Genomic DNA, 16918 nt, shown 5'->3' with positions numbered 1-16918 from the left:
TGATGCTGTTGAATGCTAATCCTGCTCTTCGAGAAGTTCCACGTCCAGGCAGAGGGACTGGAGTTCCTTGATCAGAACGTTGAAGGATTCCGGCAACCCGGCCTCCAGCGTGTGCTTGCCCTTGACGATGGCTTCGTACATGCGGGTCCGCCCGGTAACGTCGTCGGACTTGACGGTCAGGAATTCCTGCAGGGCATGAGCCGCCCCGTAAGCTTCCATGGCCCACACTTCCATTTCACCGAGGCGCTGGCCGCCGAATTGGGCCTTGCCCCCTAAAGGCTGCTGGGTGACCAGGCTGTAGGGACCGATGCTGCGGGCGTGAATCTTGTCATCGACCAAGTGATGCAGCTTCAGCATGTACATGATGCCGACGGTGACCTTCTCCTTGAAGGGTTCGCCGGTTTTGCCGTTGTAGAGGGTCATCTGGCCGGTGGTCGAGTACCCGGCCCGTTCCAGCTGACGCTTCATCTCGTCTTCGCCGACCCCTTCGAAAACCGGCGAAGCGATGGGAATGCCGAGGGCCAACTGACGCGCCAGGGACACCACTTCGTCATCGGACAGGGCCTTGAGCCAGGACGTGATATGGTCGTCTTCATAGGTTGCGGCGATTCTGTCACGCAGGGCATCGGGGCTGAACTGACGATCGATGACCTCCTGAATCTGCAGACCCAGGCCGCGGGCGGCCAAACCCAGATGGGTCTCCAGAATCTGCCCGACATTCATACGCGACGGCACACCCAGGGGATTAAGAACGATTTCCACCGGCGTACCGTCTGCCATGTAGGGCATGTCCTCTTCGGGCAGGATACGTGACAGGACCCCCTTGTTGCCGTGGCGGCCGGCCATCTTGTCGCCCACGGACAGCTTACGCTTGATGGCAATATACACCTTGACCATCTTGATCACGCCGGGCGGCAAGTCGTCGCCGCGCTTGATCTTCTCGATCTTGTCGGCGAAAACCCCTTTGATCATCTCTTCGCGGTCGCCCAGACGAGCAAACAGAGAAGCCACCTTCTGCTCGGCGTCGGCGGCGTCGGCCAGGCTGATTTCACCCCAGCGGATGAAAGGCACACGGGTCAGGGCTTCAGCCGTAATGGTAGTGCCCTGTGCCAACAGCACATCGCCGGACCCATCGGCCAGAGAAACGGCCGCCACCTGACCAATCAGCAGTCCCTCCAGCTTGCCGCGTGCCGAATCACGGATGATGCGGATTTCGTCGTGCTGGTCCTTAAGCAGTTTTTCAATCTCGGTCTTTTCAATGTACTCGGTCCGGGAATCCTTGTCGGCCCCCTTGCGGGAAAACACCCGGGCGCCGATGACAACCCCTTCGATACCCGGCGGCAGACGCAGGGAGGTGTCCCGAACATCGCCGGCCTTCTCGCCGAAAATGGCACGCAGCAGCTTCTCTTCCGGAGACAACTGCGTTTCGCCCTTGGGCGTAATCTTGCCGACCAGGATATCGCCCGGTTTGACTTCAGCGCCGATGCGGACAATCCCGCTCTCGTCCAGATCCTTCAGGGCATCTTCACCCAGGTTGGGGATGTCGCAGGTAATCTCCTCCTTGCCCAACTTGGTGTCGCGCGCCACGCACTCCATTTCCTCGATGTGGATGGACGTGTACCGGTCTTCCTTGACCAGCTTTTCGGAAATCAGGATCGAGTCCTCGAAGTTATAGCCTTCCCAGGGCATGAACGCCACCAGCACGTTCTGGCCCAAGGCCAGTTCGCCCCATTGGGTGGAGGGCCCGTCGGCGATGATACCACCCCGCTTGACGCGGTCCCCGACCTTGACGATGGGCTTCTGGTTCAGGCAGGTGTTCTGATTGGAGCGGGCGAATTTGGTCAGGGTATAAATATCCACCCCGGTGCCTTCTTCGTCAATCTCCCCTTCGTCAATCTTGACCACAATCCGGCTGGCATCGACGGACTCCACCACGCCGTCATGGCGAGCCACTACCGCCGCCCCCGAATCCTGGGCGACGATGCGTTCCATGCCGGTACCGACCAAAGGCGCATCGGAACGCAGCAGGGGCACCGCCTGACGCTGCATGTTGGACCCCATCAAAGCGCGGTTGGCGTCGTCGTTTTCCAGGAAGGGAATCAACGATGCGGCGACGGACACCAACTGCTTGGGGGAAACGTCCATCAATTCGATTTCTTCCCGCAGCACCAGAATGAATTCGCCATCCTTGCGGGCGTTGACCAATTCATTGACGAAGCGACCATTGTCATCGAGGGGCGCATTGGCCTGGGCAATGGCATGGCCTTCCTCCTCAAGGGCGGAAAAGTAACGGATTTCGTTGGTCACCATGCCATCCCGAACGATACGGTACGGCGTTTCGACAAAGCCGTGCTCATTGATCCGGGCATAGGTCGACAACGAGGCGATGAGGCCGATGTTGGGACCTTCAGGTGTCTCGATGGGGCAGACACGACCGTAATGGGTCGGATGCACGTCGCGCACTTCGAAGCCGGCCCGCTCCCGCGTCAAGCCGCCGGGTCCCAAGGCCGAGAGCCGGCGTTTGTGAGTGATTTCCGACAGCGGATTGGTCTGGTCCATGAACTGCGACAGCTGCGAGGAACCGAAAAATTCCTTGACCACGGCCGAGACCGGCTTGGAATTGATCAGGTCATGGGGCATCAAGCTGTCCACTTCCTGCAGGCTCATGCGCTCCTTGATGGCCCGTTCCATGCGCACCAGGCCCACGCGGTACTGGTTTTCCAGCAGCTCGCCCACGGCCCGGACCCGGCGATTGCCGAGATGATCGATATCGTCGATGGTACCCTGGCCATCCCGCAGGCCGATAAGGTAGCGCACCACCTCGAGGATGTCTTCCCTGGTGAGGGTGGTGCAATCCTCGGGCAGATCGACGCCCAACTTGTAGTTCAGCTTGATGCGGCCGACCACCGACAAGTCATAGCGTTCCGCGTTGAAGAACAGGCTCTCGAACAGCTGGTTGGCGCTTTTGATGGTCGGCGGATCGCCGGGCCGTAAACGCCGGTAGATTTCAATGCGGGCTTCATCGGGGCTGGTCATGCGATCCAGCAGCAACGTCTCGCGCAGGTAGGGCCCGACATGCAACTGGTCGATAAACAAAACCTTGAATTCGTTGATACCGCGGGTCCGCAATTCCTCGAGCTTGCCGGCCGTGATCTCTTCGTTGCACTCGACGACGACCTCACCGGTGGCCGCGTCAACGATATCCGTCGAGGCGACCTTGCCCAGCACCTCGTCCTCTCCGATGGGAATGATCTCGACGTTCTTTTCAGCCATCTTGCGAACCGCAGCCTTGGTAAACTTGCGATGCGCCTTGACCAGCACTTCACCGTCGGCGGCGACAATATCACTGGCGGCCCGCTGGCCGAGCAGAAGTTCAAGATTGACCTTCTTCTGATAACCTTCGGGGGCAATCAGGACCGTTTCGACATCATAATAATAGTTCAGCAGCTCCTCGGTGGACAACCCGAGGGCCTTCAGCAGAACCGTGGCCGGCAGCTTACGCCGACGGTCGATGCGGACATAGAGGATGTCCTTGTGGTCGAAGTCGAAATCAAGCCAGGACCCGCGATACGGAATGATCCGTGCGCTGTAAAGGATCTTGCCGCTGGAGTGGGTTTTGCCCTTGTCATGATCGAAAAAGACGCCGGGAGAGCGATGCAACTGACTGACGATGACCCGCTCGGTGCCATTTATGATAAAGGTACCGTTATCCGTCATCAGCGGAATTTCGCCGAAATAGACTTCCTGCTCCTTGATGTCCCGGATTGCCTGAGCGCCGGATTCCTTGTCGATGTCCCAGGTCACCAGGCGGACCCGGACCTTGACCGGCGCGGCAAAAGTCATGCCGCGCTGATGGCATTCGGCGACGTCGTACTTGGGAGTACCAAGGGAATAGGATACGTATTCCAGGGAGCAGGTGTCGCCAAAGTCGCGAATGGGAAACACCGACCGGAATACCGCTTCGAGCCCGATATTCTGCCGCGCGGAAGGAGGAAGACCAGCCTGAAGGAAACGTTTATAGGAATTTTTCTGTATATCGATCAGGTTTGGTATCTCGATGACACCTTTAACCGGAGTGAAGTGTTTCCTTAATAGCTGGTTATTCGCAATCGAATAAGCCATGTTTTCTCCTTTGGCTGAGATCGCTGACGAAAGCAGAATAGCCAAGGCCGCACAGAGCGGCCTTGGCTAAGGGCATCGCTGTAATTGGGGAACTACTTGAGCTCGACCGTCGCGCCGGCTTCTTCGAGCTGCTTTTTGAGTTCTTCGGCTTCAGCCTTGGCCACCGCTTCCTTGAGGGTCTGCGGAGCGCCATCGACCAGGTCCTTGGCCTCTTTCAGGCCCAGACCGGTAGCAGCACGAACAACCTTGATAACGTTGATTTTCTTTTCGCCGGCGCTGGCCAGGATGACGTCGAATTCATCCTTTTCCTCGACCGGGGCGGCAGCAGCGGCACCGGCCGCCGGCATAGCCATGGCGGCAACCGGAGCGGCGGCGGAAACGCCGAATTTATCTTCGAGTTCCTTGACCAATTCGGACAGTTCCAGAACGGTCATGCTTTCGATAAAGGCAACAACTTGCTCTTTGGTGATATCAGCCATGGGAATAAACCTCCGTAGAGTCATCCGCAGCAAAACGGATGGAAGCTTTTAAGTGAAAATGGATTTTCAGGCGGCCTTTTGGTCCTGAATTGCGGCCAGCACCTGAACCAGGGAACGAGGCACAGCTGCCAGAACGCCGACGAAATTGGTGACCGGCGCATTCATGGAGCCCAGCATCTTGGCGAGCAGCACTTCGCGACTCGGCAGTTCCGCCAGGGCTTGAATGTCCGTCACAGACAATACTTTGCCACCTAAGGCACCCGCCTTGAGTTCGAAGGCCTGGCATTTCTTGGCAAATTCGACCAGAACCTTGGCCGGAGCAACCGGATCGTTGCGGACCAGGGCCACGGCCGTCGGTCCGACCAATTGCCCGGACAGACACTCGATCCCGGTGCCCTTGGCGGCCAGACGCAACAGGGTGTTCTTGATGACGCGGTATTCCACGCCGGCCGCACGCAATTCCGCACGCAACTGTTCAACCTGCTCGACGCTCAAACCGCGGTAATCGGCCAGAAAGGCCGCCTTGCAGTCCGCCAATTTGGCAGCGATATCGGCCACCATTTGGACTTTGCCTTCTTTTTTCATCGTCTCTCCTCCTTTCTTAGAATTTCGGCCACTTGTGGCTCAATGTTCCAGTCACGGGCCCCAGAGGGAGACGAGGGATAGTCCATCGGTTCCATGGGCCTCGGCAGGCGGCGAAAGCCATTAAACGGGAGTGCCTGCTGTCTTTGACCTGGATTTATGATAAGGCGCAATGAGCCGACCTGCTCATTGTTGAGCAGGCCGGCTACGCGATGGTTATTCTCAATGCCATTACTTGACCAGGGCCTGCAGACTGGGAATGTCGACAACCACCCCTGGTCCCATGGTGCTGGTAATGCAAATCTTCTTCAAGTAGGTGCCCTTCGAGGTGGCCGGCTTGGCCTTGATCAGGGCATCCAGCAGAGAAACGACATTCTCCTGCAGTTTTTCCACCTCAAAAGAAGCCTTGCCGACGGGGGCATGCACAATCCCGGCTTTCTCCACCCGGTATTCAACCTTGCCCGACTTCGCTTCGGACACCGCCCGGCCGACTTCGAAAGTGACCGTACCGACCTTGGGGTTGGGCATCAAGCCGCGGGGCCCAAGCAACCGGCCGATCTTGCCGACGGTACCCATCATGTCCGGAGTGGCGATGGCGGTATCGAAATCGAACCACCCGCCCTGGATTTTTTCGACCAGATCATCCGCACCAACATAGTCGGCACCGGCATCGCGAGCTTCAAGAGCCTTCTCGCCCTTGGCGAAAACCAGAACGCGAACGGTTTTACCCAGACCGTTGGGAAGGACTACCGCGCCGCGAACCATCTGATCGGCTTTACGCGGATCGACCCCGAGGCGAATGGACACTTCAACGGTTTCATCGAATTTGGCGTAGGCCGCGTCCTTCACCAGCGCAACCGCCTCCTCGATGGGATAGGCGCGCGACCGGTCAATCTTGGCCTTTGCTTCTTTATGCTGCTTTCCTATGGACATTGGCGTTCTCCAGATCCTGCCAGAAAGTTAGACGATTTCAAGCCCCATGCTTCGAGCAGTACCTTCAACGGTACGCACCGCGGCTTCGATATCGAAGGCATTGAGGTCGGGCATTTTCAATTCGGCAATTTCCCGAACCTGGGCCTTGGTGACCTTGCCGACCTTGTTCTTGTTGGGAATCGCGGACCCTTTGTCGATCTTGGCCGCCTTCAACAACAGCACCGCAGCGGGCGGAGTTTTGGTGATAAAAGAAAATGACCGGTCCGCGTAGACGGTGATCACTACCGGCGTAATCATCCCTTCCTGATTCTGGGTCTTGGCATTGAACGCCTTGCAGAATTCCATGATGTTGACCCCGTGCTGTCCCAGCGCGGGGCCGACCGGCGGCGAAGGGTTGGCCTTGCCGGCAGGAATCTGCAATTTTATCATTCCAACAACCTTTTTGGCCATGAGCAGCTCCTTGACACAATTGCGTTATAAGCCAGCGTCAGCTGGTTTTTTCGACCTGTATAAACTCGAGTTCGACGGGAGTTACACGGCCGAAAATACTGACCATGACCTTCAACTTTCCCTTGTCGGGCTTCACATCTTCCACCACACCGGTGAAATTCAGAAAGGGCCCGTCGACCACGCGTACGGTTTCACCGACCTCGAAGGCAACCTTGGGTTTGGGACGTTCGACATCCTCTTCCATCCGAGCGGTGATTTTCGCCACATCTTCGTCGGGAATGGAGGGCGGCGTCACTCCGCCACCAACGAAACCGGTAACCTTCGGAGTATCTTTGACGACATGCCAGGTTTCGTTGTTCAATTCCATCTGTACGAGGATGTAGCCGGGGAAAAATTTCCGGGTGGAGGTTTTCTTCTCCCCCTTCTTCATCTCCACGACCGTCTCGGAGGGGATGAGGATTTCGCCGAACAACTCCTCTAGCCCCATCGCCCGGATGCGCTCTTCGAGATTCAGTTTGACCTTGTTCTCAAATCCCGAATAGGTATGTACCCCGTACCACTTCATTCCCATGCTCTGCTTTCTTTCACCGCTAGCCGCCAAGCAGCGTCTTGATCCCCGTCGACAACAGCAAATCGACAGCCCATAAAAAGACCGCCATGATCAGTACCAGCACAATGACCGCGCAGGTCGATCCGTAGGCGTCTTTCCGTGTCGGCCAGGTCACCTTGCCGAGCTCGGTTCTGACATGGCGGAGAAAATCAATGCATTTGCCGATCACGGGCACTCCAATGCGATATGAAAATGGCAGGCCAGGAGGGACTCGAACCCCCAACACCCGGTTTTGGAGACCGGTGCTCTAGCCATTAGAGCTACTGGCCTGCACGTCGAAACTGACTTGGCGCGCGAGCGCCCCCGTGTCAGTCGTATTGATGACTACTTCGTTTCCCGATGCGCAGTGTGCTTCTTGCAGAAACGGCAGTACTTGCTGAACTCGAGACGCTCAGGCTTGGTTTTTTTGTTTTTTGTCGTCGTGTAGTTACGCTGCTTGCACTCGGTGCATGCCAGAGTGATGATGTCCCGCATAGATCCGTTCCTTAACCGCTTCGCCCGCCGGCGGCGGGCGAAGCAAGTCCGTCCAGGCTATTACTCGATAATTTCGCTGACAACGCCGGCGCCGACGGTGCGACCGCCTTCGCGAATCGCGAAACGCAGTTCCTTGTCCATCGCGATGGGCGTAATCAGGGCCACGGTCATGCTGGCGTTGTCACCAGGCATTACCATCTCCGTCCCTTCGGCCAGTTCCACCACGCCGGTCACGTCCGTCGTCCGGAAGTAGAACTGCGGCCGGTAACCGTTGAAAAACGGCGTGTGGCGACCGCCTTCTTCCTTGGTCAGGATGTACGCTTCGGCCTTGAACTTGGTGTGCGGGGTGATGCTGCCCGGCTTCGAAAGAACCTGACCGCGCTCGATGTCCTCGCGCTTCACGCCGCGCAGCAGCACGCCGACGTTGTCGCCGGCCTGACCCTGATCCAGCAGCTTGCGGAACATCTCGACACCGGTCACGACCGTCTTCTGGGTCGCACGCATGCCGACGATCTCGACCTCTTCCTGCACCTTGATGACACCGCGCTCGATGCGACCGGTAGCCACGGTACCGCGGCCGGAAATGGAGAACACGTCTTCCACCGGCATCAGGAACGGCTTGTCGATGTCGCGCTCCGGCTGCGGAATGTAGGAGTCGACGGCTTCCATCAGCTTGAAAATGGCCTGCTCGCCCAACTCGCCGGGATCCCCCTCAAGGGCCTTCAGGGCGCTGCCGGAAATGATGGGAATCTCATCCCCGGGAAAGTCGTAGGTGCTCAGCAGTTCGCGCACTTCCAACTCCACCAGCTCCATCAACTCGGCGTCATCCACCATGTCGGCCTTGTTCAGAAACACCACCATGGCCGGCACGCCCACCTGACGGGCCAGCAGAATGTGCTCGCGGGTCTGGGGCATGGGGCCGTCGGCGGCCGACACCACCAGAATGGCGCCGTCCATCTGCGCCGCACCGGTGATCATGTTCTTGACGTAGTCGGCATGGCCGGGGCAGTCGACGTGGGCATAGTGACGATTCTCCGTCTCGTATTCCACGTGCGCGGTGGCGATGGTGATGCCGCGCTCCCGCTCTTCCGGCGCATTGTCGATCTGGTCGAAGGCCTTGAACTCGGCAAACCCCTTGCTCGCCATGACCTTGGTGATGGCTGCCGTCAGCGTGGTCTTACCATGGTCAACGTGACCGATCGTCCCGATATTGACGTGCGGCTTCTTTCTCTCGAATTTGGCTTTCGACATCTTGATCAACCTCCCTTTATGCGATTAAGTGCTTTTTCGTTGGCCGCCGCACAAGGTCGACGGTACCGGGGAATGTAAACGCAAAAATCGCCGTTGCCGTAAATGGAGCCCACAACCGGATTTGAACCGGTGACCTCATCCTTACCAAGGATGCGCTCTACCATCTGAGCTATGTGGGCTTAATTCACCTGCAACCGCGCGGAATCGGCCTATAATCTGGAGCGGGAAACGGGATTCGAACCCGCGACCCTCAGCTTGGAAGGCTGATGCTCTAGCCAACTGAGCTACTCCCGCCCTGACAGCACATTCCGTTCTGAAACATCTTTTGGACTCATCCGCGCCACAGGTCCAGTCCGTCTGGCTTTTGCCTCCTGGCATCCTGCAACCGCGACATCATCCGGCAAGTATTTAAATGGTGGAGGGGGGAGGATTCGAACCTCCGAAGTCTACGACGTCAGATTTACAGTCTGATCCCTTTGGCCGCTCGGGAACCCCTCCAGGAGATGCGCTTTTTATTGTCAAAGAGGATTGCTCCCCTTGCTTCTGGAGCTGGCGACAGGAATTGAACCCGCAACCTGCTGATTACAAGTCAGCTGCTCTACCTGTTGAGCTACGCCAGCCCAAGCACAGATGGGCTTTATAAACCCATCGACCGTAAAATGCAAGCACAAAATGCATGGCCCGGCGGCGTGACTTGCGCATGTATAGATCCGGAGGCCGGTGCTTGTCAACCTGTTTCTGCAACCACCTCCGGTCACGATGCGTTCGATGCAACGTGTCAGCCGGCGGCCATGGAACTTTGCTGCCGCACGCACTCGAACAGGGCGATTCCCGCAGCTACCGAGGCGTTGAGGGACGCCACGGACCCGCGCATGGGAATGGCGAGCAGGGCATCGCAGTGGCTGCGTACGTTGGGCCGCAACCCGCTGCCTTCACTGCCGACCACCAAGGCAACGTGCCCGGTCAGATCGGCGGCATGAAGGGGTTGCGCCCCCACTTCCCCGGCCAGGCCGTACACCCAGACCCCGGCCTGCTTGAGCTGGTCCAGACAGCGGGCCAGATTGGTCACCTGGCAAAGTCGGATATGGGCCAGCGCCCCGGCGGAGGTCTTGTCCACCACGGCCGTGACCGGGCAGGCCCGGTCCTTCGGCACGATGACACCGTGGCAGCCCGCCGCCTCGGCCGTACGCAACAGCGCTCCCAGGTTGTGCGGATCGGTAATGCCGTCCAGCACCAGGAACAGAGCCGGTCCACCCGAGTCGCGCCAGGCCTGCAGAGCGTCTTCGAGGTCCTGGTAGGCAAAGGGCTCAACCTTAAGCGCCACGCCCTGATGACGGCCGTGACCGGCGCAACGATCCAACTCGCGACGCTCCACGCGCCGCACCGTCACCCCGCCAACCTCGGCCGCTCGCAGCAACTCCTGCAGGCGCGGCGAAGGACCTTCCGCGACCAGCAGTTCCACGGGGCGGCGATGCCGCCCGGCGAGGGCTTCAACCACCGGATTGATGCCGTAGATGAGCTCCAGGGTGGCCATCAGCGCCCTTCAAGGGCGGCAGCCATTTCCGCCACGATGCGCTCCGCGGCTTCCAGCGGATCCGGGGCTTGGGAGATGGGTCGCCCCACCACCAGGTAATCGGCGCCGGCGGCGATGGCCCCGGCCGGCGTCATGGTGCGGCACTGATCGTTCCGGGCCGCAAAATCGGGGCGCACCCCGGGCGTTACGATGGCGAAATCCGGACCGCACAATTGCCGGATCAGCCCGACTTCAAGGGGCGAGGCCACCACCCCGTCGAGACCGGAGCGGCAGGCCAGGGAGGCCAGCAGCGGCACCATTTCGGAAACGGGTCGCTCGATGCCGACTTCGCGCAAAGTCATATCGCTGGAGGAAGTGAGAATCGTGACGCCAAGCAGCAGCGCCTTGGCCGAACCGCCGGCAGCCTGTTCCTTCACCGCAGCGGCCGCCTGTTCCATCATGGCGGCTCCGCCCAAGGCGTGAACATTGAACATCCTTACCCCCAACCGGCCGGCCTCCACCGCCGCGCAGGCCACGGTATTGGGGATATCGTGGAATTTGAGATCCAGAAAAACCTCACCGCCCTGCTCCCGGATCATGCGCACCACGTCCGGGCCGCAGCGGGTGAACAGTTGCTTGCCGACCTTGAAGATGCCGACCTGGTCGCGCAGCAAACGTACCCAGCGACCGGCTTCGTCAAGGCTGTCCACGTCCAGGGCAAAGATCAGACGTTCTCGAGCATCTTGAATCATTATTCTAGCCTTCGGAAAACTGTTTTTTAACCAGCAGTTTTTTCACCCGCCGGGGAACTTCCTGCACTTTCTGAATCAGCTTGGCCGCTTCCGCGCTATCCAGATCGCGCTGGGCCGCCATGCACTCCATATAGATCAACTCGCTCAAGGCTTCCGCGAGCAACCGTCGCTTATCCTGGTCCTGCATCCCGGCCAGGTTGCTCAGCACCCGGCGGCCGTCCACCGCCCCGTCCTCACGCAACTCCGCATCCTGGAAAACCAGGGAAAAGGGCGCCGGCATGGCCAGCAGGAAGTGGTTGACCTCCTCGTTGAAACGAGGATTCTTAACGATGATGCGACGATAGAGAGCCGTCAGGGCGCCATTGAAAACCAATAAAATTTCGCCCAAATCGCCGGCTACCGCCATGTTCGGCGGCGGTTCCATGCGCACCGCACCTCGGTTAAGCAACTCATAGAGCAGGCGCAACCCCTCGAACTCCGTCATGCCGCAGCGTCGCAGCACATTGCGCACATTGAGGTTGCCCGGTTCGATAATGGCCAGCAAACGGGCTTCCTCCTCCGTGGCGGCGCCTACGGCATTTTCCACCAGCCTGGGGATGGCATCGAAGGAGCGGATCAGACGCATGAAAAGGGCCCGTTCATCGACCCGTCGCAGGCCTTCCATGATCAGATTCTGGGCATTCATGGACAGGCGCACCATTTTTTCCTTTTCCGGTTCCTTCTCCAGGAAAAAGAAGGTGCCCTGATTCTGACCGAACAGGTTAAAAACGATGGTCTCCACTTGCAACCGGGTGGCCAGCCACAAATCCTTGGCGGCAATCAGGCCCTTTTCCACCAAAATCCGGCCGCAACCGCCCTGGTTCGCCACCAATTGCCGCAGCTTGGGCAACCGCTCCAACTCCAGCTTGCCTTGCTCAACGAGGATGGCGCAGATATCCTCGTCCGGAAAGGTGCTGTCGGCGCTGACGATCTCCCCCTGCTGGAAACCGACAATCTTACGGCCGCCCTGCAGGTTGAATACCAGTTGCCCGGTCTTTCGGAACATGTTCAGGAAGGAGAGAATATCGACTACGGCGATTTCCCCCAAAACCCCGGCCAGTTGAAAGCCGCTGTCGACATTGGAAAACAGCAGGTGGGCATTGGAGTGACACACCAGCTCCAGAGGCGTATTACCCAACTCTTTGAAAACGTAAAGGGGCAGTTCCAGGCGCCCGCTGCCGTCGATATTGATTTTATTCATAGCCTGTCCCGTATTCTGCCCAGCCCCAGGTTCCGGCCACCCATCCTGTCGCCGGCCCCCCCTCAGCCGAGGACGGCGCGCACCTGCTCGGCCAGCAACCGCGCCGCATCGGCCATCGGCAGCATGGTCCGCTGTCCGGAGGCCCGCTCCTGCAGTTCCACCGCGCCCTCCGCCAACCCCCGACTGCCGACGGTTACTCGCAGGGGAATGCCAATCAGGTCGGCATCCTTGAATTTGCTGCCCGGCCGTTCATCCCGATCGTCCAGGAGCACTTCGATTCCCGCCGCCTCGAGTTGCCGATACAGATCGTTGGCCGCCGCCAGCACCTCTTCCTCGCGGGGATTGACCACGGTGATCAACACCTGGAAAGGGGCGATGGGCAGCGGAAACACGATGCCGTTCCGGTCGTGGTTCTGTTCGATGGCCGCGGCGACGGTCCGGCCGACGCCGATGCCGTAACAGCCCATGAACAGTTCCCGCTCCTGGCCCTGATCGTCCAGCACCGTCGCCCCGAGGGCGGCGGAATACTTGGTACCGAGCTTGAAAACATGCCCTACCTCGATGCCACGCCACAACTCCAGGGACGCACCGCAACGCGGACAGGCATCGCCGGCCTTGGCCAATCGCAAATCGGCGAAGGTCGGCGCGGCACAATCACGACCCCAACTGACCCCGGTAAAATGCATGTCGTCCTGGTTGGCGCCGGTGATGAAATCGACCATTCCGGCCACCGCATGGTCCGCCAGCACCCGCAGTTTGAGGCCGATGGGCCCGGCAAATCCAACCGGCGCACCGGTGGTCCGGGATACGGTTTCGTCATCGGCCAACTGCACTTCATTGCATCCCAGCAGACGGCAAAGTTTGATGTCGTTCAACTCGTGATCGCCGCGCAACAGCACCGCCAGGATTTCGCCGCCATCGGTCTGGACGATGAGCGTTTTAACCAACCGGTCGACCCCGACCCGCAGAAAGGCCGCCACCTCTTCGATGGTGCGACGCCCCGGAGTGGGAACCTTGACCAATTCGGTCTGCGGTTCCGAAAAGGATGGTGTTCCGGCCGCCAATTCGGCTTTCTCCACATTGGCCGCGTATTCGCAACCGCTGCATGAAACAATAGCATCTTCCCCGGACTCCGCCAGCACCATGAACTCGTGGGAAGAACTGCCGCCGATATTGCCGGTGTCGGCCTCGACCGCCCTGAATTTCAGACCGCAGCGTTCGAAGATGCGCCGATAGGCCTGATACATCTTTTCATAGGCCAGATCGGCGCCGGCCTCGTCCAAGTCGAAGGAATAGGCATCCTTCATGATAAACTCGCGGCCGCGCATGAGACCGAACCGCGGCCGGATTTCATCCCGGAACTTGCTCTGTATCTGGTACAGATTGAGGGGCAGTTGGCGGTAGGAACGCACCGTGCCCCGCACCAGATCGGTAATCACTTCCTCATGGGTCGGGCCGAGACAGAAATCGGATTCCTTGCGATCGGTAAAACGCAACAACTCCTTGCCATACTGCTCCCAGCGCCCCGACTCCTGCCACAGCTCCGCCGGCACGACCATGGGCATCAGCAGTTCGATGGCCCCGGCACGGTTCATCTCCTCGCGAACGATCTGTTCGACCTTGCGGACGGCCCGCAAACCCATGGGCAGATAATTATAGATGCCTGCCGCCAGTTTGCGAATCATTCCCGCCCGCAGCATGAGCTGATGACTGATGACCTCGGCATCGGCCGGAGTTTCCTTGAGGGTGGGCAACAGATAGTCCGAATAGCGCATGGAATCCTCGAGTGGTGACAAGTGTGTGCAATGGGCAATGCCTCATGACCGAACCGCCTGCTGTCGACAGGGACCGATCCCGCCAACACCCCCGGCATGGGCGCCGGGCCTTGGTTGGCCGCCTGACAGGCGGATTCGGAACCGTGGGAGAAACCAATCGGATCGGCAAACAGCCCTTTTCGGGGCGAGACACGGAGGCCCCCGACCGGCCACCGCCAAACCGGGCTGCAGCACGGCACGACAGGCCTTTTCCGCACGGAAACTAGCGTATTTCAGCCGATAATGCAAGAAAACTCAGCAGCTCCGGCCAGCGGCTTAGCGGGGCTCGCATGGACATTTGCCGACCATTAGGTTATGGTGCGTTTTCCCACGCTTCCTCTCGCCTCTTGCCAGGAGAAAGTCCATGCAGGAACCCATCGATGCCGCCACCCTGGCGCGACAGATCGCCGCCGGCGCTCCGTTGCTTTTTCTGCGCACCGCCAACGAAGCCCGCAGCGAAGAACTGATTGCCCGCTGCATGCGCCAGGGGCTGCCGTCCCTGCCCGAGCCCGTGACCTGGACCTGCACCCGTGGTTTTCCCGAAGTGGCCGAAACCAAAGAGCCTCTGGCGGCTTTGAACTGGGCCTTGGCGCAAACCGGGCGGCGGGTGTTCGTCTTTAAGGACATGCACTGGTTCTGGCACGACCAGCCCTATCTGCAGCGTCTCCTCCTCGAGGCCGCCGACCAGCCCGGCGATGCCCCCAAAACCTTCATTTTCCTGGGCCACGAGGCCAACCTGCCCGGCGCTCTGGAGAAGTCTTTTCTGCTCTTCGAACATGCCCTGCCGGATCGGGCCGAACTCCGGAGTTTTTTTCAGGAACGCCGCGACAAGGATCCGCTGCTGCAGAAAATCGTGCAGAGCAGTGCGGATATCGATCGCCTGGTGCTGGCAACCCAGGGGCTGGATCTGTCCGATCTGCGCCATGCCATGCGCCTGACCCGCCTGCAGCGCGAAGCCCAATTGGACCAACTGGTCGCTTCCCTGTTCCGGACCAAAAAGCAGATCCTGCAGAAGACCGGCATCATGGAATTCGTCGACAACGATCCCGCCGCGGCGCAGGTGGGGGGCATGGAAAATCTCAAGGAGTGGTTGGCCAAACGGGAGCGGGCCTTCGGCGCCGATGATCTGGCCGCCGGTCGCAACCTGCCCAAAGGGGTCCTGATCATGGGCATCAGCGGCTGCGGCAAAAGCCTGTTCGTCAAGGCCATCGCCGCCCGCTGGCGCCTGCCGCTGGTAAGATTGGACATGGCGACCGTCTACGAGGGCACCTACGGATCGCCGGAAAGCAGCCTGCGGCAGGCGCTGCGAACCGCGGAGTCCCTGGCGCCCTGCGTATTGTGGATCGATGAGATTGAAGCCGGCATTTCCAATCAGGGGTTCAAGGCCGAAGGTGGAGCCGCATCGCGCGTCCTCGGCTATTTCCTCACCTGGATGCAGGAAAAGCGGGCCGCGGTGTTTGTCGCCGCCACCGCCAACGCCATCGAAATGCTGCCGGCGGAAATCCTCCGCAAAGGTCGGTTCGACGAGATCTTCTACGTGGCCCTGCCGGAGGTACCGGAGCGTGAGGCCATTTTCCGCATCCACCTGCAACGGCGCGGCTTTGCCGCCGACGACTTTTCCCTCTCCATGCTGGCGCACTCGGCCAAGGGCTTTTCCGGCGCGGAAATCGAACAGGCCGTAGCCAGCGCCGTCTTCGAGTGCCTGGCCCAAAACCGAACCCTGACCCAGCAGGATGTCATGGAGGCTATCGGCCGTACCGTGCCCCTGTCCATCACCATGGCGGAGCAGATCAAAAAGATCGAAGCCTGGGCCTTCAAACGGGCGGTATCGGCCAGCAGGACGGGGAACCGCTGAATACCTGATGCGATTAATTGTTTGGGGTCAGTCAAACAAACCATAGGCACCGATGGAATAGGCCCGGGCCCCGCGGGTGGCGGTCGGCACCGTCACCTCCAACAGGCGCCCGGCCTTCAGATTCGCGTTACCGACATCCACGGCGATGGTGCCGCCCGTTCCCTCGTCATAGGGAACCCCGACCGGGGTACTGAAGGCATAGGCCAGTACGTCGCCCGCTTCGACGGGTAACGGAACCTCGAGGTCGACCTGCCGCGAGCCGATTTGTCGCACCTCCAACTGCGGTGACTCCCCGGCCACGCGCCACTGGGAGCCCGTCCCCCGCAGTATCAGCAACCGAAACCGGCAGGGCGTGATGAAAAATCCCCTCACCCCCAGCAAGGTTCCCCGCGCCGGCAGACGGTGCGCCCCATCGATGAGCACCAACGCGTCCTTGCCGCTGAACTCACGATTGACGAGTTCCGCCCCCAGATAGTCGAAAAAATCCTCGTTCTGAGAAAAGATCCGCAGCACATCCAGCTGTTCCTTGACAAACGTCCGCATGGTGCGGCGCAACTTGCCGGTTTCTTCGACGCGGATGGACTTTTCCCGTTCCAGGGTGCTCGACAGGCGGGTCAAGGAGGCCACCTTGTCCTGCAAAGCGGATCTTTCCTGGTGCAGTTCCTGAATATTGCCGCGGGCCAAAGCGAGCTCGGTCTGCAGTCGCTCATTCTCGGTACTCAAGCGGCGCATCTGGTCGCCGGAGCCCGCACACCCCCCCAACAGCATCAATCCCACCAACACGCCACACCATCTCAACATCCATCCAATCCTTTCCATCCGGACTCAGACCGGTCCCGCATT

General features: G+C 59.7%; 15 protein-coding genes and 5 tRNA genes. 1 reads left to right on the top strand and 19 read right to left on the bottom strand.

The genetic code is table 11. The annotated features are described in order from the left end of the window. Positions 1 to 15 precede the first annotated feature (15 nt). The 18 genes from rpoB to JQN68_RS05570 form a co-directional block, all read right to left on the bottom strand. The gene (rpoB, locus tag JQN68_RS05655) at positions 16 to 4122 is read right to left on the bottom strand and encodes a DNA-directed RNA polymerase subunit beta (protein WP_225071557.1); all 4107 of its coding nucleotides are present in this window, start codon (positions 4120 to 4122) and stop codon (positions 16 to 18) included. A 92-nt stretch (positions 4123 to 4214) separates the two neighbouring features. Further along, positions 4215 to 4601, bottom strand: a complete 387-nt coding sequence (gene rplL / locus JQN68_RS05650) for a 50S ribosomal protein L7/L12 (RefSeq protein ID WP_225071558.1) — start codon at positions 4599 to 4601, stop codon at positions 4215 to 4217. Between the two features lie 66 nt (positions 4602 to 4667). Further along, positions 4668 to 5186, bottom strand: a complete 519-nt coding sequence (gene rplJ / locus JQN68_RS05645; protein WP_225071559.1) for a 50S ribosomal protein L10 — start codon at positions 5184 to 5186, stop codon at positions 4668 to 4670. A gap of 228 nt (positions 5187 to 5414) precedes the next feature. After that, entirely contained in the window at positions 5415 to 6116 is a 702-nt protein-coding gene (gene rplA, locus JQN68_RS05640; RefSeq protein WP_225071560.1) for a 50S ribosomal protein L1, read from the bottom strand. A 27-nt stretch (positions 6117 to 6143) separates the two neighbouring features. Beyond that, on the bottom strand, positions 6144 to 6566 hold the full coding sequence (rplK, locus tag JQN68_RS05635) for a 50S ribosomal protein L11 (protein WP_225071561.1): 423 nt from the start codon (positions 6564 to 6566) through the stop codon (positions 6144 to 6146). 37 nt (positions 6567 to 6603) lie between these two features. Further along, complete coding sequence (gene nusG, locus JQN68_RS05630) at positions 6604 to 7137, bottom strand: transcription termination/antitermination protein NusG (protein ID WP_225071562.1); 534 nt, start codon at positions 7135 to 7137, stop codon at positions 6604 to 6606. Positions 7138 to 7156: 19 nt separating this feature from the next. Further along, positions 7157 to 7345, bottom strand: coding sequence for a preprotein translocase subunit SecE (gene secE, locus JQN68_RS05625; RefSeq protein WP_225071563.1), 189 nt, complete (start codon positions 7343 to 7345; stop codon positions 7157 to 7159). Between the two features lie 24 nt (positions 7346 to 7369). Continuing rightward, positions 7370 to 7446, bottom strand: a tRNA-Trp gene (locus tag JQN68_RS05620). 54 nt (positions 7447 to 7500) lie between these two features. Beyond that, complete coding sequence (gene rpmG / locus JQN68_RS05615; RefSeq protein WP_225071564.1) at positions 7501 to 7650, bottom strand: 50S ribosomal protein L33; 150 nt, start codon at positions 7648 to 7650, stop codon at positions 7501 to 7503. Positions 7651 to 7710: 60 nt separating this feature from the next. Further along, complete coding sequence (gene tuf / locus JQN68_RS05610) at positions 7711 to 8901, bottom strand: elongation factor Tu (RefSeq protein ID WP_225071552.1); 1191 nt, start codon at positions 8899 to 8901, stop codon at positions 7711 to 7713. Positions 8902 to 9004: 103 nt separating this feature from the next. Beyond that, a tRNA-Thr gene (locus JQN68_RS05605) sits at positions 9005 to 9080 on the bottom strand. A gap of 38 nt (positions 9081 to 9118) precedes the next feature. Next, positions 9119 to 9195 (bottom strand) — tRNA-Gly (locus JQN68_RS05600). Positions 9196 to 9314: 119 nt separating this feature from the next. Then, positions 9315 to 9399, bottom strand: a tRNA-Tyr gene (locus JQN68_RS05595). A 46-nt stretch (positions 9400 to 9445) separates the two neighbouring features. Further along, positions 9446 to 9521 (bottom strand) — tRNA-Thr (locus JQN68_RS05590). Between the two features lie 158 nt (positions 9522 to 9679). Further along, the gene (rlmB, locus tag JQN68_RS05585; RefSeq protein WP_225071565.1) at positions 9680 to 10435 is read right to left on the bottom strand and encodes a 23S rRNA (guanosine(2251)-2'-O)-methyltransferase RlmB; all 756 of its coding nucleotides are present in this window, start codon (positions 10433 to 10435) and stop codon (positions 9680 to 9682) included. Further along, positions 10435 to 11166, bottom strand: a complete 732-nt coding sequence (gene pyrF, locus JQN68_RS05580) for an orotidine-5'-phosphate decarboxylase (protein ID WP_225071566.1) — start codon at positions 11164 to 11166, stop codon at positions 10435 to 10437. The genes rlmB and pyrF overlap by 1 nt, the downstream gene beginning before the upstream one ends. Positions 11167 to 11170: 4 nt before the next feature. After that, a complete protein-coding gene (locus JQN68_RS05575) occupies positions 11171 to 12406 on the bottom strand; it encodes a DUF4388 domain-containing protein (RefSeq protein ID WP_225071567.1) in 1236 nt (411 codons plus the stop codon). A gap of 62 nt (positions 12407 to 12468) precedes the next feature. Beyond that, positions 12469 to 14181: a proline--tRNA ligase gene (locus tag JQN68_RS05570; protein ID WP_225071568.1), complete on the bottom strand. Its 1713-nt coding sequence runs from the start codon at positions 14179 to 14181 to the stop codon at positions 12469 to 12471. Between the two features lie 403 nt (positions 14182 to 14584). On the opposite strand from JQN68_RS05570, the gene JQN68_RS05565 reads away from it, so the two are divergent. Next, positions 14585 to 16075 carry an AAA family ATPase gene (locus JQN68_RS05565; protein ID WP_225071569.1) on the top strand — a complete coding sequence of 497 codons (1491 nt, stop codon included), beginning with the start codon at positions 14585 to 14587 and terminating at the stop codon, positions 16073 to 16075. 27 nt (positions 16076 to 16102) lie between these two features. Here the strand turns inward: JQN68_RS05565 and JQN68_RS05560 are convergent, their stop codons facing one another. Continuing rightward, positions 16103 to 16876 carry a hypothetical protein gene (locus tag JQN68_RS05560; protein WP_225071570.1) on the bottom strand — a complete coding sequence of 258 codons (774 nt, stop codon included), beginning with the start codon at positions 16874 to 16876 and terminating at the stop codon, positions 16103 to 16105. Between the last annotated feature and the right edge of the window lie 42 nt (positions 16877 to 16918).

Origin of the sequence: Desulfuromonas sp. CSMB_57 (assembly GCF_020194955.2) — a bacterium.
Taxonomy (GTDB): domain Bacteria; phylum Desulfobacterota; class Desulfuromonadia; order Desulfuromonadales; family Syntrophotaleaceae; genus JAFCIY02.
This window is presented reverse-complemented; position numbering and strand designations above follow the sequence as displayed.

Bases quoted from the DNA above. Each gene is read 5' to 3' on its own strand.
- rpoB (WP_225071557.1), bottom strand. From the start codon at position 4,122: ATGGCTTATTCGATTGCGAATAACCAGCTATTAAGGAAACACTTCACT.
- rplL (WP_225071558.1), bottom strand. From the start codon at position 4,601: ATGGCTGATATCACCAAAGAGCAAGTTGTTGCCTTTATCGAAAGCATG.
- rplJ (WP_225071559.1), bottom strand. From the start codon at position 5,186: ATGAAAAAAGAAGGCAAAGTCCAAATGGTGGCCGATATCGCTGCCAAA.
- rplA (WP_225071560.1), bottom strand. From the start codon at position 6,116: ATGTCCATAGGAAAGCAGCATAAAGAAGCAAAGGCCAAGATTGACCGG.
- rplK (WP_225071561.1), bottom strand. From the start codon at position 6,566: ATGGCCAAAAAGGTTGTTGGAATGATAAAATTGCAGATTCCTGCCGGC.
- nusG (WP_225071562.1), bottom strand. From the start codon at position 7,137: ATGGGAATGAAGTGGTACGGGGTACATACCTATTCGGGATTTGAGAAC.
- rpmG (WP_225071564.1), bottom strand. From the start codon at position 7,650: ATGCGGGACATCATCACTCTGGCATGCACCGAGTGCAAGCAGCGTAAC.
- tuf (WP_225071552.1), bottom strand. From the start codon at position 8,901: ATGTCGAAAGCCAAATTCGAGAGAAAGAAGCCGCACGTCAATATCGGG.
- rlmB (WP_225071565.1), bottom strand. From the start codon at position 10,435: ATGGCCACCCTGGAGCTCATCTACGGCATCAATCCGGTGGTTGAAGCC.
- pyrF (WP_225071566.1), bottom strand. From the start codon at position 11,166: ATGATTCAAGATGCTCGAGAACGTCTGATCTTTGCCCTGGACGTGGAC.
- JQN68_RS05575 (WP_225071567.1), bottom strand. From the start codon at position 12,406: ATGAATAAAATCAATATCGACGGCAGCGGGCGCCTGGAACTGCCCCTT.
- JQN68_RS05570 (WP_225071568.1), bottom strand. From the start codon at position 14,181: ATGCGCTATTCGGACTATCTGTTGCCCACCCTCAAGGAAACTCCGGCC.
- JQN68_RS05565 (WP_225071569.1), top strand. From the start codon at position 14,585: ATGCAGGAACCCATCGATGCCGCCACCCTGGCGCGACAGATCGCCGCC.
- JQN68_RS05560 (WP_225071570.1), bottom strand. From the start codon at position 16,876: ATGTTGAGATGGTGTGGCGTGTTGGTGGGATTGATGCTGTTGGGGGGG.